The 23411-nt window shown below is 60.1% G+C and carries 20 protein-coding genes, 1 other RNA gene and 1 pseudogene; 10 read left to right on the top strand and 12 right to left on the bottom strand.

All coding sequences use genetic code 11. From position 1 onward, the window contains the following. Window positions 1–156: 156 nt before the first annotated feature. The 6 genes from HMPREF2886_RS10370 to HMPREF2886_RS10345 form a co-directional block, all read right to left on the bottom strand. Entirely contained in the window at window positions 157–546 is a 390-nt protein-coding gene (locus HMPREF2886_RS10370) for an ATPase (protein ID WP_070747248.1), read from the bottom strand. A gap of 271 nt (window positions 547–817) precedes the next feature. Then, window positions 818–1327 carry a RadC family protein gene (radC, locus tag HMPREF2886_RS10365; RefSeq protein ID WP_070747245.1) on the bottom strand — a complete coding sequence of 170 codons (510 nt, stop codon included), beginning with the start codon at window positions 1325–1327 and terminating at the stop codon, window positions 818–820. A gap of 332 nt (window positions 1328–1659) precedes the next feature. Continuing rightward, the gene (locus HMPREF2886_RS10360; protein WP_070747243.1) at window positions 1660–2727 is read right to left on the bottom strand and encodes a PDDEXK nuclease domain-containing protein; all 1068 of its coding nucleotides are present in this window, start codon (window positions 2725–2727) and stop codon (window positions 1660–1662) included. After that, on the bottom strand, window positions 2724–3926 hold the full coding sequence (locus tag HMPREF2886_RS10355; RefSeq protein WP_070747241.1) for a tyrosine-type recombinase/integrase: 1203 nt from the start codon (window positions 3924–3926) through the stop codon (window positions 2724–2726). The genes HMPREF2886_RS10360 and HMPREF2886_RS10355 overlap by 4 nt, the downstream gene beginning before the upstream one ends. 226 nt (window positions 3927–4152) lie before the next feature. Beyond that, window positions 4153–5094 (bottom strand): alpha/beta fold hydrolase, encoded by a 942-nt coding sequence (locus tag HMPREF2886_RS10350; RefSeq protein WP_003085798.1) that lies wholly within the window; start codon window positions 5092–5094, stop codon window positions 4153–4155. Between the two features lie 108 nt (window positions 5095–5202). Beyond that, on the bottom strand, window positions 5203–5886 hold the full coding sequence (locus HMPREF2886_RS10345) for a TetR/AcrR family transcriptional regulator (RefSeq protein ID WP_070747239.1): 684 nt from the start codon (window positions 5884–5886) through the stop codon (window positions 5203–5205). Window positions 5887–5973: 87 nt separating this feature from the next. Here HMPREF2886_RS10345 and HMPREF2886_RS10340 point away from each other — a divergent pair, with 87 nt between their 5' ends. The 3 genes from HMPREF2886_RS10340 (at window position 5974) to HMPREF2886_RS10330 (ending at window position 8708) form a co-directional block, all read left to right on the top strand. Further along, window positions 5974–6852 (top strand): hypothetical protein, encoded by an 879-nt coding sequence (locus HMPREF2886_RS10340; RefSeq protein WP_003109435.1) that lies wholly within the window; start codon window positions 5974–5976, stop codon window positions 6850–6852. A 61-nt stretch (window positions 6853–6913) separates the two neighbouring features. Continuing rightward, window positions 6914–7266: a transfer-messenger RNA gene (gene ssrA / locus HMPREF2886_RS10335) on the top strand. 185 nt (window positions 7267–7451) lie between these two features. Further along, window positions 7452–8708, top strand: coding sequence for an integrase domain-containing protein (locus tag HMPREF2886_RS10330; RefSeq protein ID WP_023102646.1), 1257 nt, complete (start codon window positions 7452–7454; stop codon window positions 8706–8708). Between the two features lie 99 nt (window positions 8709–8807). On the opposite strand, the gene HMPREF2886_RS35300 is transcribed toward HMPREF2886_RS10330, so the two are convergent. From HMPREF2886_RS35300 to HMPREF2886_RS33150, 4 genes are all read right to left on the bottom strand, one after another. Then, window positions 8808–9233 (bottom strand): Mov34/MPN/PAD-1 family protein, encoded by a 426-nt coding sequence (locus HMPREF2886_RS35300; protein ID WP_366151403.1) that lies wholly within the window; start codon window positions 9231–9233, stop codon window positions 8808–8810. 83 nt (window positions 9234–9316) lie between these two features. Beyond that, complete coding sequence (locus tag HMPREF2886_RS10325; RefSeq protein WP_003159639.1) at window positions 9317–11008, bottom strand: ThiF family adenylyltransferase; 1692 nt, start codon at window positions 11006–11008, stop codon at window positions 9317–9319. Beyond that, window positions 11009–12055, bottom strand: coding sequence for a cyclic GMP-AMP synthase DncV-like nucleotidyltransferase (locus HMPREF2886_RS10320; RefSeq protein WP_023102647.1), 1047 nt, complete (start codon window positions 12053–12055; stop codon window positions 11009–11011). A gap of 12 nt (window positions 12056–12067) precedes the next feature. Next, window positions 12068–13171: a patatin-like phospholipase family protein gene (locus tag HMPREF2886_RS33150; RefSeq protein WP_023102648.1), complete on the bottom strand. Its 1104-nt coding sequence runs from the start codon at window positions 13169–13171 to the stop codon at window positions 12068–12070. Window positions 13172–13416: 245 nt separating this feature from the next. On the opposite strand from HMPREF2886_RS33150, the gene HMPREF2886_RS10310 reads away from it, so the two are divergent. Further along, complete coding sequence (locus tag HMPREF2886_RS10310; RefSeq protein WP_023102649.1) at window positions 13417–13734, top strand: hypothetical protein; 318 nt, start codon at window positions 13417–13419, stop codon at window positions 13732–13734. A gap of 187 nt (window positions 13735–13921) precedes the next feature. Here HMPREF2886_RS10310 and HMPREF2886_RS33145 read toward each other — a convergent pair whose 3' ends face one another. Both HMPREF2886_RS33145 and HMPREF2886_RS10305 read right to left on the bottom strand, forming a co-directional pair. After that, the gene (locus tag HMPREF2886_RS33145) at window positions 13922–14539 is read right to left on the bottom strand and encodes a TetR family transcriptional regulator (protein WP_023102650.1); all 618 of its coding nucleotides are present in this window, start codon (window positions 14537–14539) and stop codon (window positions 13922–13924) included. Next, window positions 14532–15329 (bottom strand): IclR family transcriptional regulator, encoded by a 798-nt coding sequence (locus HMPREF2886_RS10305; protein ID WP_003159637.1) that lies wholly within the window; start codon window positions 15327–15329, stop codon window positions 14532–14534. The genes HMPREF2886_RS33145 and HMPREF2886_RS10305 overlap by 8 nt, the downstream gene beginning before the upstream one ends. Before the next feature lie 241 nt (window positions 15330–15570). Here HMPREF2886_RS10305 and HMPREF2886_RS10300 point away from each other — a divergent pair, with 241 nt between their 5' ends. From HMPREF2886_RS10300 to HMPREF2886_RS10270, 6 genes and pseudogenes are all read left to right on the top strand, one after another. Then, window positions 15571–16719 (top strand): efflux RND transporter periplasmic adaptor subunit, encoded by a 1149-nt coding sequence (locus HMPREF2886_RS10300; RefSeq protein WP_023102651.1) that lies wholly within the window; start codon window positions 15571–15573, stop codon window positions 16717–16719. A 14-nt stretch (window positions 16720–16733) separates the two neighbouring features. Then, window positions 16734–19871 carry an efflux RND transporter permease subunit gene (locus HMPREF2886_RS10295; protein ID WP_003159635.1) on the top strand — a complete coding sequence of 1046 codons (3138 nt, stop codon included), beginning with the start codon at window positions 16734–16736 and terminating at the stop codon, window positions 19869–19871. Then, window positions 19868–21295 carry an efflux transporter outer membrane subunit gene (locus HMPREF2886_RS10290; RefSeq protein WP_003159634.1) on the top strand — a complete coding sequence of 476 codons (1428 nt, stop codon included), beginning with the start codon at window positions 19868–19870 and terminating at the stop codon, window positions 21293–21295. Before HMPREF2886_RS10295 ends, HMPREF2886_RS10290 begins: the two co-directional genes overlap by 4 nt. 115 nt (window positions 21296–21410) lie before the next feature. Beyond that, window positions 21411–21979, top strand: a pseudogene (locus HMPREF2886_RS34985) (hydrolase or metal-binding protein); the annotation flags it as partial. Beyond that, window positions 21976–22473, top strand: coding sequence for a JAB domain-containing protein (locus HMPREF2886_RS10275; RefSeq protein WP_023102653.1), 498 nt, complete (start codon window positions 21976–21978; stop codon window positions 22471–22473). The pseudogene HMPREF2886_RS34985 and the gene HMPREF2886_RS10275, both read left to right, overlap by 4 nt. Before the next feature lie 16 nt (window positions 22474–22489). Then, entirely contained in the window at window positions 22490–22672 is a 183-nt protein-coding gene (locus HMPREF2886_RS10270; RefSeq protein WP_023102654.1) for a hypothetical protein, read from the top strand. The last annotated feature ends 739 nt before the right edge of the window (window positions 22673–23411 follow it).

Raw genomic sequence — 23411 nt, 5'->3', positions numbered from 1 at the left:
CTGTGGATATTAATCATCAACGTCTGAGTTGACAACGCACGCGGCCTTAGCTCTCCAGGGGCGCTTGCCGCCACGCGGGCAATCACTTCCGGCGCCGCAGAATGAAGTGCGCCGCCCCGCAGAATCGGGACGACGCACGGATGGCACCAGGCGCGATCAGTTCGCTGCCGTCATCGTCTGCAACTGCTCGATCACGCCGGGTTCAACGAACACGCACGGCTGGTCGGCCGCGATCAGCACGTTGAACACCTGGGCGAAGGCTTCGCGCTTGAGGTGCGCCAGGCGGCCCGTCCGGTATGCCTGTTCGGGCTTCACGCGGCCACCGCCAGCCGGCGAGCCACTGCGCTGCGGGTCGCACTCGATCAGCGCGACAAAGCCATCGTCGGACAGCTTCTGATGTTCGGGGCACAAGCCCCAGCCGGTGGCCGTGTGGCGCTCCATGCTCGCGCGCAGGCGGCGATCCAGCAGGAGGGCGCCGGTGTCGAAGCGAACGCCGCAGACCAGGCAAACGTGTTGTTCGAGAGAAACATGCGATTTGTCGTTCATGACGATCTCCGGTTGCACGGGCGGAATTGCCCGGAACCGTCGCCAGCACGGCGCAGCGCAAGCAGTCAGGGGTCGCAGACGGCCGCCAGGACGCAAGCGCGCAAGGCGCGTGCAGCCCTTGACGGCGAGCACGTCGTGATACGGTGAAGGGAACAGCAAGACCGCCCAGCTACCTTTAAACGAAGGCACGGACAGGCAAGCGCAGCGCAGGCCCGTAGGGGCCGAAGGCTTCACAGGGCGCAGCAAAAAAAGGGGGCCGAACCCCCTTGGTTCATAGCAAGCCGCGCTCGGCAAATGAGATGGTCGTCATGCCTCCAACGATGACGTGATCCAGCGTGCGCACGTCCACCAGAGCCAGCGCCTGCTTGAGCTGCTGGGTCAGCGTCCGGTCGGCCGCGCTCGGCTCCGGGTCCCCACTCGGATGGTTGTGACTGATGATGACCGCTGCCGCGTTCAACCGCAGCGCCTCCTTGACTACCTCGCGCGGATGAACCTCTGCGCCGTCGATCGTGCCGTGGAACAACTCTGCATAGTCGATCAGCCGATGGCGCGTATCGAGAAACAGCACTGCGAAGACTTCGTGCTCGAAGCCAGCCAGCTTGGTGCGCAGGTATGTTTTCACGTCGGCTGGTGAAGTGAAGGATGTGCCGCGTTGCATCTTCTGGCCGATGACTTGGCGTGCGGCTTCGAGAATCTGGTCGGCAGACGCCGGATGGTAACGCCCGCGCGCGTCACGCAACATCAGCGAGGAATCGAACGAAGGAAGGGATAGTTGCGACATGATCGTGCTCCGGTTGCTCGGGCGGAATTGCCCGGAACCGGCGCCAGCACGGCGCAGCGCAAGCCGTCACAGGGTCACAGACGGCCACGGCCGCAAGCGTGCAAGCACGCGCAGCCCTTGACGGCGAGAACGCCGTGGTACGGTGAAGGGAACAGCAAGACCGCCTACCAACCCGCCCACACATGCCCGCTTTCGGTAAGTGCGCAGCACGCACAGGCCCGCCAGGGCCAGAGGCGTCAGGGGTCAAAGCCGGATGGCCGCGACTCGGAACGAGGCGCGGGGCACAGCCCGCGAACCCGACGGCGGCACGCCGGGACGCACGGATATTGGCGTCAGGAGTTCTCGCCAGGCTGCCGCTGCTCGATCTGCAACCGCGCCCGCTCGGTTGCCTGTTGCAGCCTTTCCCCCAGCACCGCGCGCGGCGGCAAACTGGTCAGGTACTCGGCGACGTGGATGCCGGACTTGTCCAACTCCAGCAACTCGATCTGCTCGCGCTTCTTGCCGGTGCAAAGAATAATCCCCAGCGGTGAGGCTTCCTCCGGTTCGCGCTCGTGCTTGTCGAGCCAGCGCAAGTAAAGTTCCATCTGTCCCTTGTAGGCTGCCTTGAACTCGCCGATCTTTAATTCCACCGCCACCAACCGGCGCAGCTTGCGGTTGTAGAACAGCAGGTCCAGGTGGAAATCCTCGTCGTCGATCGGGATGCGTTTTTGCCGGGCGACGAAGGAGAAGCCCGCGCCCAGCTCAAGCAGGAAGGACTCCATTTCGCGGATGATGGCGGCCTCCAAGTCGCCTTCCTGCCAGGTGTCCCGCAGGCCCAGGAAGTCGAGAATGTACGGGTCGCGCATGACCAGCGCCGGCGACATGCGCTGCGCATCGCGCAGGGTCGCCAGTTCCTGCGCGATCGTCTCGCCCGGCTTCTTGGACAGCGCCGTGCGTTCGTACAGCATCGAGTCGATGCGCTCGCGGAGCGTCCGCACGCTCCAGCGTTCGGCGCTCGCCATCTGCGCGTAGTAGTCCCGCTGGAGCGGGTCTTTCAGCGGGATCAGGGCGATGAAGTGCGTCCAGCTCAATTCTCGTATCAGTGATACGAGAATTCGCTCGTCGGGAAAGGTGGCGGCGAACTGCACCATCCGGCGCAGGTTCTGCTCGGCAAAGCTGCCGCCGTACTCCTTCACCAACTGCGCGGCCAGGTTGGGCAGAACTTCCTTGCCGTAGGCGCCCCGGCGCCCGTCCAAGACCTGCGAACGGATGCGCTGGCCGATGCGCCAGTAGAGCATCGTCAGTTCGCTATTCACCGTCGAGGCGGCGCGCTTGCGCGCCGCCTCGATCAGTGCCCGAATGTCGCCCAGCAGCACCGCCGGCGCTGCGGGCGAAGGAGCGGATACCTTGGGCTTGGTCATGCCACCGCCTCCGCAGGGTGCTGCTTGGCGCCAGTGATCGTCTTGCGCCGGTTTGCCACCAGCTCGGCCGCCTTGCGCACCGGATCGTCCTCGGTATGCACGTAGCGCATGAACATCACGACGGTCTTGTGCGCCGTCAGGGCCATGCCAACCTTGACAGGGATGCCCGAGTTGGCAATGTCGGTCGCCGAGCGATGGCGGATGCCGTGCGTACCCACGTGCGTCGCGCCCGCCGCCTTGAGCGCGCGGCACCAGCCGCCGTAATACTCGCCCGTGGTCAGGTGTTGCCCCTGATGGCGTGGCGAGGGCAGCACGTAGGGATTGCCTTCCTGCCTCGGCGCCGTCGAAAGCAGCCGGTAGGCTTCTTCGCTCATGGGCTTGGACATGCCGCCGGTCTTGCTGTCGGGCCAGACGACACGACGGTTTTCCAGATCGACCCATTCCCATTCAAGCGTGACGATTTCGGATCGACGGCCGGCGAACTCGAATTGCAGGCGGATCGCCAGAGGGATGACGTAGTTTTCCAGCCCTTCGGCCTCGATCTTGTCGAGCTGCCGGAACAGCTTGCCCATGTCCTCGTCGCTGATGAGGTGGGTGGACTTTCCGGCAGGAAACATCGGGACATGGCGGCACGGATTCGTGCCGTCCGGGCGGTAGCCCCACACCTCGGCCATGTTGAACATCTTGCGCAAGATGCTGAACGCCTTGTTCGCCTCGGTCTGCTTATACGAAAATTTCTCCATCAGGCTCGCAACATCGGGCCGCTTCACGTCGTGAACCTTCTTGCGGCCCAGCAGCGGGATGATGCAGCGGTTGATGACGCCCTGATAGCCGACTCGGGTGCTGGGCTTGTTGCGCTTCTTGGAGTAGTCCTCCATGAACTTCTTGCACAACTCCTCAACGGTGGGTGCCTGGCGCGCCTCGGCCTTGTCTGCTGCCGGATCGCCGCCCCGGCGGACCTGGGCCAGCCATTCCTGCGCCAGCGAGCGGGCCTGTTCGACGGTCAGCTCGCCGAACAGGCCCAGGGCCGGCTTGCGTCGCTCGCCGGCGTTGGTCCGGTACTGGAGCATGAACACCTTGCGACCTGCCGGCGTAATCTTGCACAGGAAGCCGGGAACGAGGGTGTCGCGCAGCTCGATGGCTTGCGCTTGGGGTTGTGCCGCATCGACTGCGGACTTGGTGAGCTTGATCTTAGCCATGATGACTCCTCGGAAAGACCCGATTCCCAGGAGCCTTGTAGGAGCCAACCGAGGGGAAGCCGGGTCAAGTTTCAGAAAGCACCGGCATATGTTGAACTCGCCTAAGTCATTGATAAACCTGCTGTATCGAGCTGTGGCGTAGTTCAGCGAAATACGGTGCGGGAGTCATCCTGAAATAAAAAAGCCCGCGACTGACCAGCGCGGGCTTCTTCATGACGGCCTGGAATCAGGCCATCAGGAAGCGCAGTGCATCCGCCGCGGTCTGCTCGGGAATCTCCTCCATGGGGATGTGCCCGACGCCCGGATAGGTCTTCACCTGGATCCCCGGCAGGTCGCGTTGCCACAGCGGTACGTGCTTCGGCGAGATCCAGCGGTCGCGTTCGCCCCACATCAGCAGGGTCGGCGCGACGATCCGGGCGATGCGTTCGCCGGAGGTGCCGAGTTCCTCGCGGTTGACCTTCAGCAACACGCGGAAGATCTCCATCATGCCCTTGCGGTTGCCCGGGCGGCGGCTCAGGTCGTAGTAGCGGTCGACCACCCCCGGCTTGATCCGCCCCGGCTCGCCATAGACTTCCTTGATGCCCTGGGCGATCAGCGCCCGCGGCATCCACAGCGGCATCGCCAGGGTCGAGCCGGGCAGCGCCGCCGAGGCGATCATCCACGGCACCTTGCGCATCTGGTAACCGGCCGGGTCGATCAGCACCAGCCGCTCCACCCGCTGCGGCTGCGCCAGGGCGAAGTTCCAGGCGATATAGCCGCCCAGGGAGTTGCCGGCGATCGAGGCCTTGTCGATCTTCAGGAAATCGAGCAACTGGCCGAGGATCGCCACCATGCGCTCGCCGGAGTAGCGGCTGTCACGCCCCGGCCCGGTCAGGCCGAAGCCCGGCACGTCGAAGCGCACGATGCGGAAGTACGGCGACATCGCCTTCACCCAATCGTCCCAGGTGTGCAGCGAGGCGACCACGCCGTGGATCATCACCAGCACCGGCTTGTCGCGGCTGCCTTCGTCGCGGTAGTGCAGCGGGAAACCATCCAGCTCGATGAAGCGCGAGCCACTGGACGGTGCGGCGTAGCGCTCGCGCAGCGACTCCAGCGAGAGGGAGCCGAAGCCCAGGCGGGCGAATCCGACCGCCAGCGGCGGTTGCAGCAGATAGGGTGTCGCGGACATGGACGCACGTCTCCCGTCTTGTTGTTATGACAGGGCATCAGAGCATGGCCACGGCGGGCTGCGAGCCCAACCTAGGTTCTGTAGGCGCGAGCGGCGACGGCCCGGCTGTTACCCTTGCGGTTTCGTCGGAGGCTGGGTGCTGGGACAGAGCGTACCCACCAGCAGGTCGCCGAGCACCCGCTTGACCCGCGGCAGCTCCAACGGGTCGCTGGCGTTGAGTAGCTCCAGCGAAGCCGCCTCCATCGCCCAGATCAGCACCCGGTAGGTCAGCACATCATGGGCCGCGCCCTGGGCGCCGAGGCGCTCGGCCCACAGCTCGATAATCTTCAGGTGCGCGCGCTGCCGGTGCGCCGCCAGCGGCGAGCCGGCATGCAGGGCCTCCTCCTGCATCATGCGGATGATCGGGCCTACCGCCAGGTGGTAGTCGAAGAACAGCGAGACCATCGCCCGCAGCCAGTCCTCGTCGCTGCCGGCCTCGCTGCGCAGCCCGCCGAAGCGCGCCAGCAGCAATTGCACGGCGCTGTGGTAGATGCTTTCCAGCACCTCCAGCTTGCCGGCGAAATACTTGTAGAAAGTCCGCCGCGAGACCCGCGCCGCCTCCAGCAGGTCGTTGACCGTGGTCTCGGCGACCCCCTTGCGGGTGAACACCGGGATCGCCGCGAGCTGGATGTTGGTCCGTTGCAGATGCCCCACCAGCGGCCCCTCGCCTTGCGCCGCCTGGCGCGCCAGCGCACCGTAGCCGCCGAGGTCCTCGAATACCGCCTGCAAGCCGTCCCACTGCGCCGTTGCCATCCCGTCCGCCCCAATCGAAGCGCGGGGTGACGGCGGCCCCGGCCATCGCTAACCTAGGCCGATCCACGCGCCCCGCAAGGAAAGTCCGTGCCGACCCTATCACGCCGCCTGCTCTGGCCGCTGGCCATCCTTTTACTGGTTCTCGGCCGCCCGCTCGCGGCCGCCGACCTCTACTACCTCGGCCAGCGCATCCCGGACATCCAGAAGCCCTGGGACAGCCATGACTACCAGGTGCTGATCGACGCCCTGAAGAAGATCGAGGAAACCCAGAAGAACGCCCTGCCGCGACGCAGCGGCGAATTCACCGGGCCGCTCTACCTGCGCATGGTCAGCGAGGAAAACTTCCGCCCGCAGCTGAACATCTACAGCCCCCTGGAGATCCGCCAGAACGAGGCCCGCGAAGTGCTGTTCAAGCTCAAGGAACTGATGCGCCTGTACTTCGACTTCCGCGCCGCCAAGCAGCCCTACGGCGCCGAGGCGCTGGGCCTGATGAGCTACTCGCTGCGCGAGCAGTCGATCCTGTTCACCCTCACCGTCGAATTCTGGATGACCCTGTCCCAGGCCGAGCAGCGCAACCCCGCGCGCCTGCAGGGCATGCAGGAAACCAAGGCGGCCGCGGCGATGCTCACCGGCAGCGCCCTCGACTACCTCGGCCTCACCGCCCAGTTCGAGCGCCAGGACCTGGTGCTCTATTCCGCCGAACTGGCCAAGGAAATGCCCGAGCTGTTCATCCACCTGCCCTCCCCGGTGCGCGCCCAGTTGCTGGAACGCATCGCCGCTTTCGCCAAGGACCACCCTTACCCCGAGGTCCGCGACAACATGCGCGACCTGCAACCGGTGTTGCAGGCGATCCAGGCCGACGTGGAAAAACAGCTGGCGCCCGGGCGGAACGCCAAGGCACCGGACAAACCCCTGGACCTGAGCCCGCCTCCGGAGGGGAAACCCAGCGGCGTCAAAGGTTTATGAGCGGCGGATTGGACTCTCGCAGCCCTTTGCCGTAGACTGGTCGTCGACCTGTCAAGGTTTTGGGGCCGATTAGGATTCGACGCCGGTAACAAAACTTGAGGGGCATGCCGAGCTGGTAGCAGAACTCGTAAATTCGCTGCTGCAAACTTATAGTTGCCAACGACGACAACTACGCTCTAGCTGCTTAATGCGGCTAGCAGTCGCTAGGGGATGCCTGTAAACCCGAAACGACTGTCAGATAGAACAGGATCGCCGCCAAGTTCGCTGTAGACGTAACGGCTAAAACTCATACAGCTCGCTCCAAGCACCCTGCCACTCGGGCGGCGCGGAGTTAACTCAGTAGAGCTGGCTAAGCATGTAGAACCGATAGCGGAGAGCTGGCGGACGGGGGTTCAAATCCCCCCGGCTCCACCAAATACACATCTAAAGACGTCCTCGGACGTCTTTTTTTGTGTCTGAAACCCAGTAAATACGGGGCTTTCAGCATCATCACGATCCGATAGCGTCCAGCAGGATCTATGAGATTCGGTATTCCAAGTGGTATTCCAAGCCATCCACTGGTAATTTTTGGAATACCGAAACCGTTCCTGGAATACCCCATGTGCGCCCAAGCTACCCGCCTCTCGGACCTCAAGGTCAAAACCGCCAAGCCTCAGGAGAAGGACTATGTCCTGAGCGATGGTGACGGTCTTCAAATGCGAGTGAGAAACAATGGCTCCAAGCTCTGGAACTTCAACTACCGGCACCCGGTGACGAAGAACCGGATCAACATGGGCCTCGGGACCTTCCCCGAAGTTTCATTGGCGCAAGCCCGCAAGCGCACCGTCGAGGCACGTGAGCTCCTCGCCCACGGTATCGACCCCAAAGAGAAACGGGATGCCGTACAGCAGGCCAAGAAGGCGGCGACCGAACATACTTTCCAGAATGTGGCGACAGCTTGGTATGAGCTGAAAAAGGATGCGGTGACCCGGGCCTACGCCGAGGACATCTGGCGCTCCCTCATTCTGCACATATTCCCGGACTTGGGCACAACGCCGATTTCCGCCATTAATGCCCCTCAAGTCATCAACCTACTCCGGCCGCTTGAAACCAAGGGCAGTCTTGAGACAGTGAAGCGACTGACACAGCGTCTCAACGAGATCATGACCTACGGGGTTAATTCGGGACTGATTCACGCGAACCCGCTCAGTGGGATCCGCTCCGTCTTCAAGAAACCAAAGAAAAAGAACATGGCAGCGCTTCCCCCTGATGAGCTGAAGGAGCTCATGGTGGCGATCGCCAATGCCAGTATCAAAAGAACGACCCGCTGCCTCATCGAATGGCAGCTCCACACCATGACCCGGCCAGCCGAGGCTGCGACCGCCCGCTGGGTGGACATCGACATTGAGAAGAAGATCTGGACGATCCCTGCGGAACGCATGAAGAAACGCCGTATGCACATTGTCCCGCTAACGGAGCAGGCTCTGGCGCTTCTGGAAGCGATCAAGCCCTACAGTGGACATCGGGAGTATGTGTTCCCCGCAGACAGGAACCCCCGCACCCACTGCAACAGCCAGACTGCCAACATGGCGCTGAAGCGCATGGGCTTCGAAGGACGCCTGGTTAGCCACGGCATGCGCTCAATGGCGAGTACCATCCTCAACGAGCATGGCTGGGATCCTGAAATGATCGAGGTAGCGCTTGCTCACGTCGACAAGGACGAGGTTCGTAGCGCCTACAATCGGGCAGACTACATCGAGCGAAGGCGTCCGATGATGGCTTGGTGGAGCGAGCACATTCAGGAGGCAGCTACTGGCAACCTGTCGGTGTCAGCTATCAAAGAGAATCGGGATAGAAAGGTCGTTTCGATACGCTGATCAACGGGCTACTACCAACCAAGAGCAGTCATCGAACCCCAGGCCCTACTAGCTAGGCAGCGGTACTAAAACTGAGGGTAGATCAACCGTGATCTACTCCTAGCCCCTGGCCGGCATCAATGCCCAGTGGATAACGCGAGTAAGCGACACTGTCCATAACCCAAGCCCGGCACATCCCTTGGAACGGCCAACAATTAGCATCAACAGGGCATCGGTATTCAGCTTGGAGCCCGAGAGAATCTTGCGCATGGCAGCATCATCTAGATTGGACGCACCGGGTCGATCTTCGGCGTGCGTGTGCCACTCCCCCAGGTAGATCAGCCCCCTCTCACTTTGCTGTTCAATTACCCGCTGAGCTGCTGCGGGATCAGACCGGTAGCGGTATCGACTACGTTCATCTCCAGGATATGGCCCCGAGGCAGCAAGGACATGCACCCTATCTGGCAAAATAGTCCCGAATAGCTGTCCGCCAGCCTCCTTTGCCCACATTGCAGCCTGGCGATGGCTGCGGACATGGCCGAGCACCACGGGGGTTATCAAGATATCTTGACCCACGCCCTCTAATCGCCCCAGAACACCACCAGCAGCACCATCCTCTCGAAGCCCACTCACCACGCGTACTCTTGAACAGTATTGGCCTTGTCGAAAGCCGCTCTGAGCGTGCCCCCTAGGGGCTCTACACGCTCCCGGCTTCCCATCCAGACTCTTCGGCAGGAGTTCGGGACTCGCCCCAGTAAAGCGTCCAAGGCCAGCCCTGCAGCCATGCCAATTGTAGGATGCAGATCCACAGCGCCATGCGGCTGGAAAACATTCCCACATCCTGCCTCGACGACGATCGCCCCCGATTCATCCGGCCAGTCAGTGAGCCGAAAAGACGGGCGTTCATCAACGTCGAATTGAGACATTAGCCTTTCAGGACCGTATAGCAACACAGCATGCCCAGCCATCGCGTAGGCCTCCGCCCAGGCACTCAAGTATGCAGGGGGACAGGGCAGTGAAGCGCGCCACGCATCGAGAGCCGCCTCGCCCTCCAAATCGAGACCTGCGGCAATGATCAGATCCGCATCTGCGATTCTGGCTAAGTGCTGAACTGGAAGCCGCTCAAAGCGAAATGGATACGCGTGGTCGAATGTCAAATGAGGAAACTTGCGAGCCAAAGCCCTGGCGAGTCCTGTCACCTTGTCAACACGCAGGCTATCTACTCCAAGAAAATGGCGAGACGCATTGGCCGAGTGAATCTCATCACCATCCACAAATATCAGCTCACCCACCCCCGCCTGGGCAAGAAGATTGGCAACGGCCGATCCAATAGCGCCGCACCCCACCACCACCACCCGCCGGCGGTTGAGCTCAAGGAAGTCCGAAGAATGGTCCCGGCCATGTATCCAGGGTCCGTCCACTCTATTAACCACGACACGTTCGATGGCACGTCCCTTGAACCACCCTCTGATGCGGTCACCCGGCACATGTGTGATGTTACGAAACCCTCTTGTGAGAGCATCTATAGCCCCGCTCTTGTAGATAACGGCCACAAAGGCGGGCCCAGTCGGAGTATGAGCCTCAAGAATGAACAACGGTCTGCGCCCGGGCACCAAGCTTCGCCTCAGCACGTCATCCGTGAGCTCTTGTACCAAGTCCCCCCCTGAGCGTGGGAATTGTGCGGGAGTCAATGGACGGGACAGTTTCAGGAGGGTCGCAGGCAGAATGTCCTTGTCACCAGCATTTACCCCGCAATTGCGGAGCCAGTCCTTGAGCTGCGTCTTATCGTCAGCAACCACGCACTTCCCCGCACGATAATCAAAGTACTGATAGATCGTTCGGGCCTCCCCGCCCGGCTTAAGCAAACTCAGGATCTGTGGGCTGCTACTAGCGCTGACTGCCTGCTGCGCCCAATACGCCAAAAACTCCCTTTCGAACTCTGCCTGACACTCGGCTGCCGAGTAGGTAAGCAGCTCTAAGGCATCAGCAAGGTGCACCCCAATGCGATCAGCCACATCAGCAAACAGGGAGGTCGGACGCAGGCACAATAGGCCGAAGCGCTCCACATGTGGCCACCGAAAATCGCTGCCAGCACCTGGCGCAAACACCCGCGGTTGCGAGTTGGGGAAAGCAGCGTCAATAACGAAGAGCAAGTGGTCCACACCGGCAATGCTCACCTCTCCCGCCTGCAAATCAACCCGCCACCCTGAACGAAACGCCCACAGGAAATCGGCCGAAAGCTCCTGGGCAGTCAGGCGACGCCATGTATCCGGCCTGCACTCCTGCAGGCCGCGCTCGACGAGATCAAATGGAGACGCCACTCAGCCGAACCTACCACCGCCGTCATTGCGACGAGCAGTCTCAACTGAAGTCACCGATAGCGCTGCGTTTGAGGCTTTCGACCGCCCCTCGTCGCCGTCATCAGGTTGGTCCGTGAAGAACGACGTATCGAATACCTCATCCCACGCCTCTCGTGCCTCCTTACGAGCGCAGTCATGCTTGTCCAATACCTTGAGAGTATCTAGTGCCTCCCCCAAGCAATCCCTGAAGAACTCGACCTGACCATCGCCGGCCTCAGCAATGTTGCTCGTCACTACAGGGTGCTTAATTTCGGTCGACCACAGCAGCTTGCTGTGAATCTTCTTCCAGGTCTCCCTGAGCGACAAGTCATCACGTTCAGCTTTGGTGACGAAGTGGTCGACGACCAGCTTGGTAATCGCGATGCCGCTGGTGGTTTTGGATTTCCACTTGGCCCTGCGTGCGAATTTCTTGCTGAGCTTCGTCACCCGGCGCATTTGGCTGCCGTCCGCCTCACCGGCATTGAGCTCGCCAACCAAACCGTTGAACCACCGAGTTACTGCTCGTGCATCCGACTCAACCCACTCATCACCGCTGGCCAACTCAAAGCGCTCCTCCTCCTTTCCGAAGAGGCTCGTGGCCTTCACGATACGATAAACCGGCACATCAATGTGATAACCCTCGGCGTATACCTGCCGCACACAATTTCTTTTGACTGTTGCCTCTTGCTTGAATCGACCATCCCACTTCAAGGCATTGCAGACACGTTGGCGGGCAGCCTTCGGAGCTAGAGGCTCTCCGTCGTCATCAGTCAAATCTTCCGAGCGAAAGTAAGCCCCATCATCAATGTCATAGTCGTTGTCATTATCCTGAACCATCGTTCGCATCTGGTAGGAACCTTGTGACCGAATCTCTTTGGGCTGCGGCTTCTCGGCAGTATCCAGCCCATTTTTCAGACGCGTCCGCCCTGCATCCCGCCGCTTACGCATGTCACCCTGCTGCGCGCTGGATAGCGTGACCTTCTCACGATGAAAGTTGGTCATTTCGCCGTGACAATCGATGTCGGCCATTTTTATCTCCGGTCAGCTGTTGGCAGAATGTGGCGTGGCTGCTGCAATTGCAGCCTGGAAAGCTTGCATATGAGGATCACGGGCACATGCCGCCCAGGCGTAGTCCACATCAGAGATCGCCTGTCGGGCAAGCGCGTTCAGCACTTTCGGTCTGGCATCGTCCATGTTCGCCAAGTAATTCCTCAACTCGTTCGATGGGCATTGGGCCGGTAGACGGAAAGCAAAGCTTCCATCGCCTCGAAGCTGAGCCATTTTGTTCGCCAGGTAGTCGTAGCCCACAGCTTGAGCATTCAGGCTGGCTTCCATGGCCTTAATGCCGAACATCCAACCGAAGGCGTTCCGATTCAAGGAACCTGAGCTAACCTCCTCCCCACCCTGAGAGGGAAGAGTCCCCAGCATGAACAAATGGATAGGGCGTGCCTCTTTTCGATCACTCAGAATCTCAACAGCCTCCATCATTCCGAGCATTCCTGGGTTGTTTGCCCAAAGACCTCCATCAACATATGTGGCCGGGGTAGCTCCGGCGCCTCCCGGCTCTTCGAGCATGGCCATGGAGCGAAGAATCGGCGCGGCAGTAGTAGCCATGCAGATATCAACAAGCTTGCGTGTATTGTCTCGACCATTGAGGCGGGAAAGATGCTGCGTCTTGAAGACCACTGCGGCATGACGATTGAGATCGACCGTTGGGATCGCCAGCGCAATGCCGCGGCCTCGATAAACGCTGTCCACCGTGCGCTCACCGAGCGTCTCCTCCAACGCGGAGCGAAGAGCATCATTGCCCTTCTTCAGGCCGAGCCCTAGAAGCCTGATTGCGTAGCCAGGCAGCGTCTTAGCGCGGAGCCACTGATAGGGGAATATTCTGGGTCCGTTTTCATAGTACAAAGACTGGACCCGCTGTAACGGGACACCAGCAACTAAGGCGCAAGCTACTATGCCACCAGTACTGGTCCCGACGATGAGGTCGAATGCACTGCCGACATCCAACAAATTACCCACCGTGTCAGCTCGCTTCCGAAGCCGATCCGCGTAGGTTGCAAGGTAGGCAGCTTGGTAAACCCCTCGCATGCCCCCACCATCTAGACATAAAACCCTGAAAGGCTTTTGTTCCTCTTCCATGGTGTCTCCCCCTGATAGCCTTTTGCCCTAGATGGGGTTGTACAGCTGCCATTCAAGTACTTTTCTTCAGTATTTTTGTGCCGCTGCTTGCCCTACAGGGAGCAGCTACTCACCGCTGCCTACTTTCAACCAGTTCCTGCTGATTGTGCCAACAGCTGAAAAATCGGCCATTGAGACCAATACGACTCGAAAAAATCTCAGCCCTACATGACTGCAATGACATCAGCACCAAGGAGGTTAGCCCCATGTCATTGCAGTGCCCTCGCTGTCATTCCCCCAAAGTCGCTTCCTTCCATCACGCCATGAAAGTCGGCGCCGCCATCGGCACCGTGGGCGGCGTTGCGCGCGGCGTCAGCGCTGCCCTGGCTGGCGCCGCTATCGGCGCATTCGCCGGCCCTGTCGGCATCACCCTCGGCTCCGTGTCGGGCGCCATCCTCGGCGGGCTGGCCGGAGGGGTTGGTGGTTGCGCGCTGGGCGCACAACTCGGTGAGTCGCTCGACCGCCACGTCCTGGCCCACAACCTCTGCCTGCTCTGCGGTCATCGCTTCAATCTGCCGACCTGATCGGCACCCACACCCTTCTCATTTCAATCGTCCGGTCGGTGCTGCGCCGTGCGCGGCGCTTTATGCCGGCTTGCACCCAAAGGAATCATCCAAATGGCTCATCTCGTCGAAACCATGGCCTACGCTGTCGCTACCCCGAGATGCTTCTTGGGTTAGTAGATGCCAGTCGTGCCTGGATCTGTATGAATTAGTCCTCAACTAAAAAATTCTCTGGCGGGTTCATCAGCACATGCCAAAGAACGTTCAATGTTGAGTAAACAGATTCAATGGGATTATCCTCTTTTTGCAAGCAATCAAATAGTAAGCCTGCAGTACTAACACCAAAAAACTCCATAACGCGTCGTATATTAAGCGACGCGGTTAATTCGCCAGCACTCACGGCATTTTCAAGTACCGTTTTGAGGTGCTGCATGAATCGTCCTCTGACACGTGCCAGTCGTTGCTGATGAACGGCTGAGTCCCCACCGCAAGCCCCCTGATACATCATGATTTCTGCCAAGCGTCGAGGAATTTCTTCGCTGATAGTTTCGACTAGACGCTGTTGCAGCTGCTGCCACGCCAACGACAGAGGAAGGTCTTTAGGTACTGTGCTTTCCAGTGGGAGAATTTGCTCATCGAATATGGTTTTAAACAAATCCTCCTTGCCCCTGAAATGCCAATATATTGCGCCCCGCGTGACATTGGCCCGCTGCGCGATGTGCTCAAGCGTTGTTTCAGTCACACCGGCCTGCGAGAAAAGCTCTGTGGCTGCGGCCAGAATCCTCTGGCGTGTCATTGCGGCCTCAGCTGCTGTCTTTCTAGCCATCGACACCTTGCCCGGGAATTGCCCGAGGCGTCCGACCGATCACCTCTTCAATATTCCGTTTGCAGACCTGCAGCGCTTTCTGAAAACGCTCCCCCGCGATCATTGCTCGCGAAGTGGGCGCTACGATCGAGATTGAATAAATTCCTAAATAGGTATCGAGCAGCGCTGCGTACGAACACAGACCCTCGATATATTCGTTTTCATCCGTTGCCGCGCCGCTGACTTTGACCTCTTTCAACTGAGCCAATAACACCTCACGTTTCAGGCTTTTAGCGGTGCACATTGGCAATGGATCCGGTAGCAAAGCGTGTTGGGCCTCTTCGGGAAGTGCGGCAAGCAGCACCTTGCCACCTGATGTCGCGCTAGCCGGTACATGAATGCCAATCGGAAAAACGACCCGTAATTCGCGCTCAGCCACGATTCGATCCATCACATAAACCTTATCACCCGAAAGGGAGGATAGGCATGTCGACTCCTCAACCTGCTCCGACAACGCGGTCAGATGTGGCCTGACCAATGAAATGATATCCATCTGGGTTTGAGTGATGAGCTGGCCGAACGCCGGCCCCAGTCGAAAACCACCACTCGGCCCCAGTGCTTCCACCAAATGTTCCACCGCTAGTGCATTGATGATGCGCTGCACCGTCGAACGCGGCAGATCGACCAACTGGGCGATCGCGGCCAAGCTCAGACCCTGGGGATTGCTGCCCAACGCCCGCATGATCGATGCGGCACGGGCAATGACCTGTATCCCGCCATGCTTTCCAATGCTTTCTTCCATATCCGTCATACCGCCCTCTATGTATCGGCCTGCTGCGCTGCGCAGCTTTTTTGCGCCGCCACTTTAGTGCCAACCGCGTAATCCAGCCAGCCGCGTGCAGTGGCCGGCACCTGTTCGGCAGTGCGAGTGCCTCCTCTGTGCCAGCAATACTTGACTTTACAGAACCACATAGCGATACACTGTACCACAATACGGATCAAAAATTCAACGACCAATACCTGATTGGCCAACCTTGCGCAGGAGACATGCGGTGAAGCTCAACAAAACCTTCCCCACAAGACAGTTGATCCCCCTGGCAGCCCTTTGGCTGCTGGCGGGTTGCGGTAACCAGGAGGCCGCGAAGAATGAGCAGCCGCCACCCGAAGTCGGGGTCTATACCGTGAAGGCACAGGCGCTGACATTGACGACCGACCTGCCGGGACGTACCAGCGCCTACCGTGTTGCCGAGGTCCGGCCGCAGGTGTCCGGCATCCTGCAGCAACGGCTGTTCACCGAAGGCTCGGAGGTGAAGAAGGGACAGCCGCTGTACCAGATCGATCCGCGCACCTACGAGGCGCGCCTGGCGCGCGCCGAGGCCAACCTGACCACCGCGCAGAACCTGGCCCGGCGCTACGAGCGCCTGCTCAAGACCAACGCGGTCAGCCGGCAGCAGTACGACGATGCCCAGGCCGCCTGGAAGCAGGCCCAGGCGGAGGTTCAGGTGGCGCGTATCGACGTGCAGTACACCCAGGTGCTGGCACCGATCTCCGGGCGCATCGGCCGTTCGGCCGTGACCGAGGGCGCGCTAGTCACCAATGGCCAGACGCAGGAGCTGGCCACCGTCACCCAGCTCGACCCGATCTATGTCGACGTCAATCAACCCATCACCCGTCTGCTCGGGCTCAAGCGCGCACTGGAATCCGGGCGCCTGCAGCGCGTGGGTGAAGACCGGGCGCAGGTCAGCCTGACCCTGGATGACGGTTCCCTCTATCCACTTAAGGGCGTGTTGCGCTTCTCTGAAGTCAGCGTCGCCCCCACCACCGGCTCGGTGACTCTGCGGGCCGAGTTCCCCAACCCCGACCGCAAGCTTCTGCCAGGCATGTTCGTCCACGCCCTGCTCAGCGAAGGCGAACAGCAGGCCGCCATCCTAGTTCCGCAGCAGGCGGTGGGCCGCGATGCCCGCGGTACCCCGACCGTATGGGTGGTCACGCCCGACAGCACCGTCGAACGGCGGGAGGTGGAAACCTTGCGCACAGTGGGCAATGCCTGGTTGATCGGTGACGGCATCAAAGATGGCGAACGCGTGATTACCGAAGGTGTGCAACTGGCCCGCACAGGAATCAAGGTCAAGCCGGTGGACGCCAAGAACGTCAACCTGGTCGCCGATTTCGCGCCGCAGGCGGACACCCAGGCCAATTGAGGAGTTAGTGATCCATGTCTCGCTTTTTCATTGACCGGCCGATCTTCGCCTGGGTGCTGGCGATCATCGCCATGCTGGCGGGGGCACTGTCGCTGATGAACATGCCCATCAGCCAGTACCCCAACATTGCCGCACCCGCCGTGTCGATCCAGGTCACCTACCCTGGTGCCTCGGCCCAGACGGTGCAGGACACCGTGGTCCAGGTCATCGAGCAGCAGCTCAGCGGCCTCGACGGCTTCCGCTACATGTCCGCCGAGAGCGCCTCGGACGGAAACATGAACATCATCGTGACCTTCGAGCAGGGCACCAACCCGGACATCGCCCAAGTCCAGGTGCAGAACAAACTGCAGCTGGCCACCCCGCGACTGCCTGAGGAAGTGCAACGCCAAGGCCTGCGGGTGGTGAAGTATCAGATGAACTTCTTCCTGATCATCGGCCTGGTGGACAAGACCGGCAAGATGACCAACTTCGACCTGGGCAACGTGATTGCCTCGCAGTTGCAGGACCCGATTTCGCGTATCAATGGCGTGGGCGACTACATGCTGTTCGGCTCGCCCTATGCCATGCGCATCTGGCTAGACCCGATCAAGCTCAACAGCTACCAGCTCACCCCAGGCGATGTGGCCCAAGCCATTCGCGAGCAGAACGTGCAGGTGTCCTCCGGCCAGCTCGGCGGCTTGCCGACCCGCTCCGGTGTGCAGCTAAACGCCACGGTACTGGGCAAGACCCGCATGACCACCCCGGCCGAGTTCGAGGAGATCCTGGTCAAGGTTAAGGCCGATGGCTCCCAGGTACGCGTCAAGGACCTGGGCAAGGTCGCCCTGGCTTCCGACAACTTCGCCATCTCGTCGAAGTACCGCGGCCAGTACTCGGCTGGCCTCGCCCTGCGCCTGGCCAGCGGCGGCAACCTGCTGGAGACGGTAAAAGCGGTCAAGGCGGAGCTGGAAAAACAGAAAGCCTACCTGCCAGAAGGCGTCGAGGTGATCTACCCGTACGACACCACCCCGGTCGTCGAGGCATCCATCGAGTCAGTGGTGCATACCATCGGCGAAGCGGTGATCCTGGTGTTCCTGGTGATGTTCCTGTTCCTGCAGAGCTTCCGTGCGACACTGATCCCGACCCTGGCGGTGCCGGTGGTGTTGCTGGCAACCTTTGCCCTGCTGCCGAGCTTCGGCATAACGATCAACGTGTTGTCCATGTACGCCATGGTGCTTGCGATCGGATTGCTGGTGGACGATGCCATCGTCGTGGTGGAGAACGTCGAACGATTGATGCACGAGGAAGGCTTGTCGCCACTCGAAGCGACACGCAAGTCCATGCAGCAGATTTCCGGCGCCCTGGTCGGCATCGGCATGGTGCTGTCCGCGGTGTTCGTGCCCATGGCCTTCTTCGGCGGCTCGGCGGGCATCATCTACAAGCAGTTCGCCGTCACCATCGTCATCTGCATGGCGCTGTCGGTACTGGTTGCGCTGATATTCACCCCGGCCTTGTGCGCCACCATTCTCAAGGCCCCGCAAGGTCACGGGCACGAAGAGCGAAAAGGCTTCTTCGGCTGGTTCAACCGCGTTTTCGACCGCGGCACCGCACGCTTCGAACGCGGCGTGGGCGGCATACTCAAGCACCGTGGCCGCTACCTGTTTATCTTCGCCGTGGTCACCGCCGGCACCGGCTACCTGTTCACTCAGATCCCCAAGGCTTTCCTGCCGAACGAGGACCAGGGGTTGATGATGGCGGAAGTGCGCATGCCACTGAACGCCTCGGCCGAACGTACCGAAGCGGTGCTGCAGGAGGTCAAGGACTACCTGGTTAACGACGAAAGCGACCTGATCGAGCACGTCATGACGGTCAACGGCTTCAACTTCGCCGGCCGCGGACAGAACTCCGGCCTGGTGCTGATCGTGCTCAAGGACTGGGCTGTACGCCAAGGTGTGGGGCAGGACGTGTTCAGCCTGGCCAAGCGCGCCAATGAACGCTTAGCCCATGTCAAGGACGGCCAGGCCATAGCCTTCGTGCCCCCCGCGATCCTCGAGATGGGTAACGCGATGGGCTTCGACCTGTACCTGCAAGACAACTCTGGCCTGGGCCACGAAGCCCTGATGAAGGCACGCAACCAGTTCCTGGAACTGGCGGCACAAAATCCCAAGCTCAAGGCCGTACGCCCCAACGGCAAGGATGACGAGCCGCAGTTCCAGGTGCGCATCGACGACGAGAAAGCCCGCGCCCTGCAGGTCAGCATCGCCTCAATCAACGAAACCATGAGCACTGCCTGGGGCTCGATGTATGTCAACGACTTCATCGACCTTGGCCGGGTCAAGCGTGTGTACCTGCAAGGCGTCGACAGCTCGCGTATCTCGCCGGAAGACTTCGACAAATGGTATGTGCGTAACGCTCTGGGCGAGATGGTGCCGTTCTCGGCGTTCGCCGCCGGTGAATGGGTCTATGGTTCGCCCAAGCTGGAACGCTACGGCGGTATCTCGTCCGTGCAGATCCTCGGCGAGCCGGCGCCAGGCTACAGTACCGGCGACGCCATGGTGGCGATCGGCGAGATCATGCAACAGCTGCCACCCGGTATTGGCCTGAGCTACAACGGCCTGTCCTACGAGGAGATCAAGACTGGTAACCAAGCGCCGATGCTCTATGCCCTGACCGTCATCATCGTGTTCCTGTGCCTGGCGGCACTGTACGAAAGCTGGTCGGTACCGGTGTCGGTGATCATGGTGGTGCCACTGGGCATCCTCGGCGCCGTGCTCGCCACCCTGATGCGCAGCCTGGAGGCCGACGTGTACTTCCAGATAGGCCTGATGACCACGGTCGGCCTGACCGCGAAGAACGCCATCCTGATTATCGAGTTCGCCAAGGAACTGTACGAGAAGGAAGGCATGCCGCTGGCCAAGGCGGCCATCGAAGCGGCCAAGCTGCGCCTGCGCCCGATCATCATGACCTCGCTGGCCTTTACCTTCGGCGTATTGCCCATGGCGCTCAACACCGGCGCCGGTGCCGGCAGCCAGCACTCAATCGCGACCGGTGTCGTCGGCGGGATGATCACCGCCACGGTCCTGGCCGTGTTCTTCGTCCCCTTGTTCTACGTGGTGGTGGTGAAATTGTTCGAACGCAAGCAACGAGTGGCAGCAGCCCAAGGAGAGTCGGCATGAAGCTGCGATACCTCTCGATTGCGCTGGGCCTGACCTTTCCAGGCTGCAGCCTGATCCCCGACTACCATCGCCCTGAAGCGCCCGTGCAGGCCGACTGGCCTGGGGGCCCGGCCTACGCGAAAGACCAGGCGCAAGCTGGGCAAGAGGCCACGCTGAGCTGGCAGGAGTTCTTCCGTGACCCTGCCATGCGCCAGTTGATCGGCGTCGCGTTGTACAACAACCGCGACCTGCGCCAGGCAGCACTGAACGTCGAGGCCTACCGGGCGCTGCACCGCATTGAGCGCTCGGCCCTGTTCCCGACGGTCGATGCCAACGTTGGCGGATCGCGCCAGCGGGTGCCCGACGACTTGTCCACCACCGACGATAGCGAGATCCAGAGCCAATACTCGGCGACGCTGGGCATTGCTTACGAAGTGGACATGTTCGGCCGCCTGCACAGCCTGGAACGTGCCGCGCTGCAGCAATACCTGGCCACCGCCGAAACCCAACGCGCCGTGCAGATTGCCCTGGTCAGCGACGTTGCCATTGCCTACCTGACTTGGCGCAGCGACCAGGCCCAACTGGAGCTGGCCAGCTCCACCCTGGAAAGCTACCAGTACAGCCTGGATCTAATCCGCTCGAGCAACGAAGTGGGCACCGCCTCGGCGCTGGATGTACGCCAGGCGCGCAGCCTGGTAGAAACCGCACGCGTGCAGAAGGCGCTTTTCACCCGCCAGGTCGCGCAGGATGTCAACGCCCTGCAGTTGCTGCTCGGCACCAAGCTGCCGGGCGACCTGCCGGCCCGCGCCCCCCTGGAGCAACCCCTGGCGTCGCTGACGGCGGGCATGCCAGCCGACCTGCTGCTGCGCCGGCCGGACATCCGTGCGGCCGAACACCGGCTGCTGGCGGCCAATGCCGACATCGGCGCGGCACGTGCGGCGTTCTTCCCCAGCATCACCCTCACCGCAGCGGCCGGTACCGCCAGCCGCGATCTCGACGGCCTGTTCGAAGGTGGCTCGGGGGTCTGGAGCTTCGTGCCGCAGATCAACCTGCCGATCTTCACCGCCGGTCGCCTGAGCGCCAACCTTGATTACCGCAAGGTGGTCAAGGACATCAATGTCGCCCAGTACGAAAAAAGCATCCAAGACGCCTTCCGTGAGGTCGCCGACGGGCTGGCAGCGCACGGTACTTTCGGTGAGCAGTTGCAGGCTCAGCGCGACTTGGTCGACAACAACCAGGAGTACTACAAACTGGCCAACCAGCGTTACGACGAAGGGGTGGACAACTACCTGGTAGTGCTCGATGCGCAGCGCGAACTGTTTGCTGCCCAACAGCAATTGCTCGAGGACCACCTGAGCCAGCTCAGCAGCGAAGTCAGCCTGTTCAAGGCGCTCGGTGGCGGCTGGGATGCTCAGCCTTCCACGCCACTTGCAAGCCTGAAGTGATGCATTCCCGGGTCGGCGCGGACCGACCCGGGAATGCAGTAACCCAGTCGTTTTACAGACGTAAGGAGTACAAAGTGAATACTCGCCTAACCCTTATCAGTATAGCGACACTGGGCCTGCCCTCCCCGCTTGTCCGTTGGCCAAGGGCCACGCCTGTAAACCCTACAGTCGTCTCAATGTGATGATCGGCGACGACGACCCGCTGGGCACCTACGTGTTCCGCACCGCCGGCTTCAACAGCATCCGCAGCTTGGCCGCACGGCTGCAGTATTCCCGAGCCATCTCCAGCGACCGGCTGGCGTGCCTGCCCTTGGAACTACGCCTGCACGGTAAATCCACCCGGCAGAGCCATGGCGGTGGAGGAGACCTTGCAGGCTGCTCGCCAAACTAGAGGAGAGCCGCCGAGCCGCCGGTATCGATCAGGCCGTACTGGACGCGGCTGCCCGGCAGGGGTTTGGTAACGACGCTTTCGAGGAAGACACCGAAAAATGTGGCAGCGTCGTTGAGGAGTTCTACCTCAAAGCGATCATGCCGAAAGATCAACCAGAAGACTCCGCTACACGCCCCTCTCTCGCCGAAAAACTGGAATCCCAAGCAAGGCGCAGCGCCCCCTGTCCAGCGTCCAATAATCATTTGATAGCAGGTCGTTTGCGCCTTGCTGTCCGAAGGAGTGCATGTAAATGAAATATCAGAAAATCAAAGCTGGCGAAGACGCTGGCAGCTACATCGTTCACTCACCTGTTACCGAAAATGAAATCCTGCGCTTAGCCTTGCAGCTAGCAGCCCGACGGATGTCTAAAGGGAAGCCGTTAACTGATCCATTACAAGTAACTGAACATCTCCAAATGCTTTTACAGGATTATGAGTATGAAGTCTTTGCACTACTGATGCTCGATACAAGATACCGCGTAATCGCTTTTGAGGAGGTGTTCCGAGGCACTCTGGATAGCGCCAGCATCTACCCCCGTGAAGTGGTAAGGATGGCGCTCAGGCACAATAGTTCCGCTGTCATACTGGTTCATAACCATCCATCGGGTAGCCCGACTCCCAATTCCGATTATCGCTTGATCACTCAAACACTAAAAATCGCACTTGACTTAATTGGCACCCGCATGCTGGACCATATTGTTGTTAGCAGTGAAGGCTATGTATCCCTTGCTCAGTTGGGCTGGATCTAAAGAAAGGAGTCCCCGAATGAACCTGATCCGCTTTTTAGGCCTTCTCTTCGTGTTCATCTGCATGCTAGCCGGATGCACCATCGTCATCGCGCTATTAGTACTTGCCATACGGTTCTGGCCTGTCCTGCTGATCCTGATTTTGACTCTCGCTCTATTCAACTGGTTTCTCAGCCGAATCGGAATCCAAGTGAAGTCCTGACGCAAACTTCCAATACACCTCAAAAGGTATCTCTGCATGATCACACGATGATTGATCTGCAAATCATTCGAAGTATTTACCAGAGAAACAGCCGAACCCTGATACATACCTTGGGAGTGCTGAACATCTTTACTTAACAAACTCAGCGCGCATCTATCAAAGCGAAAACACCACCCTCTGATCCACTGCGAGCATCCATTGAACTGCACCCTATAACTTATTCAGGAAGGATTATCCGATATCGGCATATCGAAAAAAACGCACCAACGACTTCATTCGAGACGTCCATCGCTTTCATTTCTTAGGCAACGACTGCCTTTGCGTACGTTGCGGAGCGAAACACGATAAACAACCTTTACCGGCGTCATAATCTCTACCCTCTCCGCGCCCATTGGGTAGTAGAGAGGATGGCCATATTATTTTTTGCAATTTCAACCAGCAGGTTTCCCCTGACCCAAAAACGCCCAAAGGGCCAATCAACTCTAGAAACCCACTCGCCTTGGTCACTGTCATAATTCTTTCTCAATATCCCCCACACTTTCTCCATACCTGCAATAAGTTAGCAAATTAAATTTAACGCTTTATTCTAATACCCTGGGCTTGCGCCCCATCTGCGGAGGTACCATCACCATGATTGACAAGTAATTTATCCAGGAACACCACAATCTAAGCAATCCCTTGATCTCCGAAGCTGTGCTTCCGATCTCTTTCTGAAGCTTGCACACATGATGCGCCCCGA

The sequence above is a fragment of the Pseudomonas sp. HMSC066A08 genome (assembly GCF_001813025.1).
GTDB classification, from domain to species: domain Bacteria; phylum Pseudomonadota; class Gammaproteobacteria; order Pseudomonadales; family Pseudomonadaceae; genus Pseudomonas; species Pseudomonas aeruginosa.
This window is presented reverse-complemented; position numbering and strand designations above follow the sequence as displayed.

Bases quoted from the DNA above. Each gene is read 5' to 3' on its own strand.
- HMPREF2886_RS10370 (WP_070747248.1), bottom strand. From the start codon at position 546: ATGAACGACAAATCGCATGTTTCTCTCGAACAACACGTTTGCCTGGTC.
- radC (WP_070747245.1), bottom strand. From the start codon at position 1,327: ATGTCGCAACTATCCCTTCCTTCGTTCGATTCCTCGCTGATGTTGCGT.
- HMPREF2886_RS10360 (WP_070747243.1), bottom strand. From the start codon at position 2,727: ATGACCAAGCCCAAGGTATCCGCTCCTTCGCCCGCAGCGCCGGCGGTG.
- HMPREF2886_RS10355 (WP_070747241.1), bottom strand. From the start codon at position 3,926: ATGGCTAAGATCAAGCTCACCAAGTCCGCAGTCGATGCGGCACAACCC.
- HMPREF2886_RS10350 (WP_003085798.1), bottom strand. From the start codon at position 5,094: ATGTCCGCGACACCCTATCTGCTGCAACCGCCGCTGGCGGTCGGATTC.
- HMPREF2886_RS10345 (WP_070747239.1), bottom strand. From the start codon at position 5,886: ATGGCAACGGCGCAGTGGGACGGCTTGCAGGCGGTATTCGAGGACCTC.
- HMPREF2886_RS10330 (WP_023102646.1), top strand. From the start codon at position 7,452: ATGTGCGCCCAAGCTACCCGCCTCTCGGACCTCAAGGTCAAAACCGCC.
- HMPREF2886_RS10320 (WP_023102647.1), bottom strand. From the start codon at position 12,055: ATGGCCGACATCGATTGTCACGGCGAAATGACCAACTTTCATCGTGAG.
- HMPREF2886_RS33150 (WP_023102648.1), bottom strand. From the start codon at position 13,171: ATGGAAGAGGAACAAAAGCCTTTCAGGGTTTTATGTCTAGATGGTGGG.
- HMPREF2886_RS10310 (WP_023102649.1), top strand. From the start codon at position 13,417: ATGTCATTGCAGTGCCCTCGCTGTCATTCCCCCAAAGTCGCTTCCTTC.
- HMPREF2886_RS33145 (WP_023102650.1), bottom strand. From the start codon at position 14,539: ATGGCTAGAAAGACAGCAGCTGAGGCCGCAATGACACGCCAGAGGATT.
- HMPREF2886_RS10305 (WP_003159637.1), bottom strand. From the start codon at position 15,329: ATGACGGATATGGAAGAAAGCATTGGAAAGCATGGCGGGATACAGGTC.
- HMPREF2886_RS10295 (WP_003159635.1), top strand. From the start codon at position 16,734: ATGTCTCGCTTTTTCATTGACCGGCCGATCTTCGCCTGGGTGCTGGCG.
- HMPREF2886_RS10290 (WP_003159634.1), top strand. From the start codon at position 19,868: ATGAAGCTGCGATACCTCTCGATTGCGCTGGGCCTGACCTTTCCAGGC.
- HMPREF2886_RS10275 (WP_023102653.1), top strand. From the start codon at position 21,976: ATGAAATATCAGAAAATCAAAGCTGGCGAAGACGCTGGCAGCTACATC.
- HMPREF2886_RS10270 (WP_023102654.1), top strand. From the start codon at position 22,490: ATGAACCTGATCCGCTTTTTAGGCCTTCTCTTCGTGTTCATCTGCATG.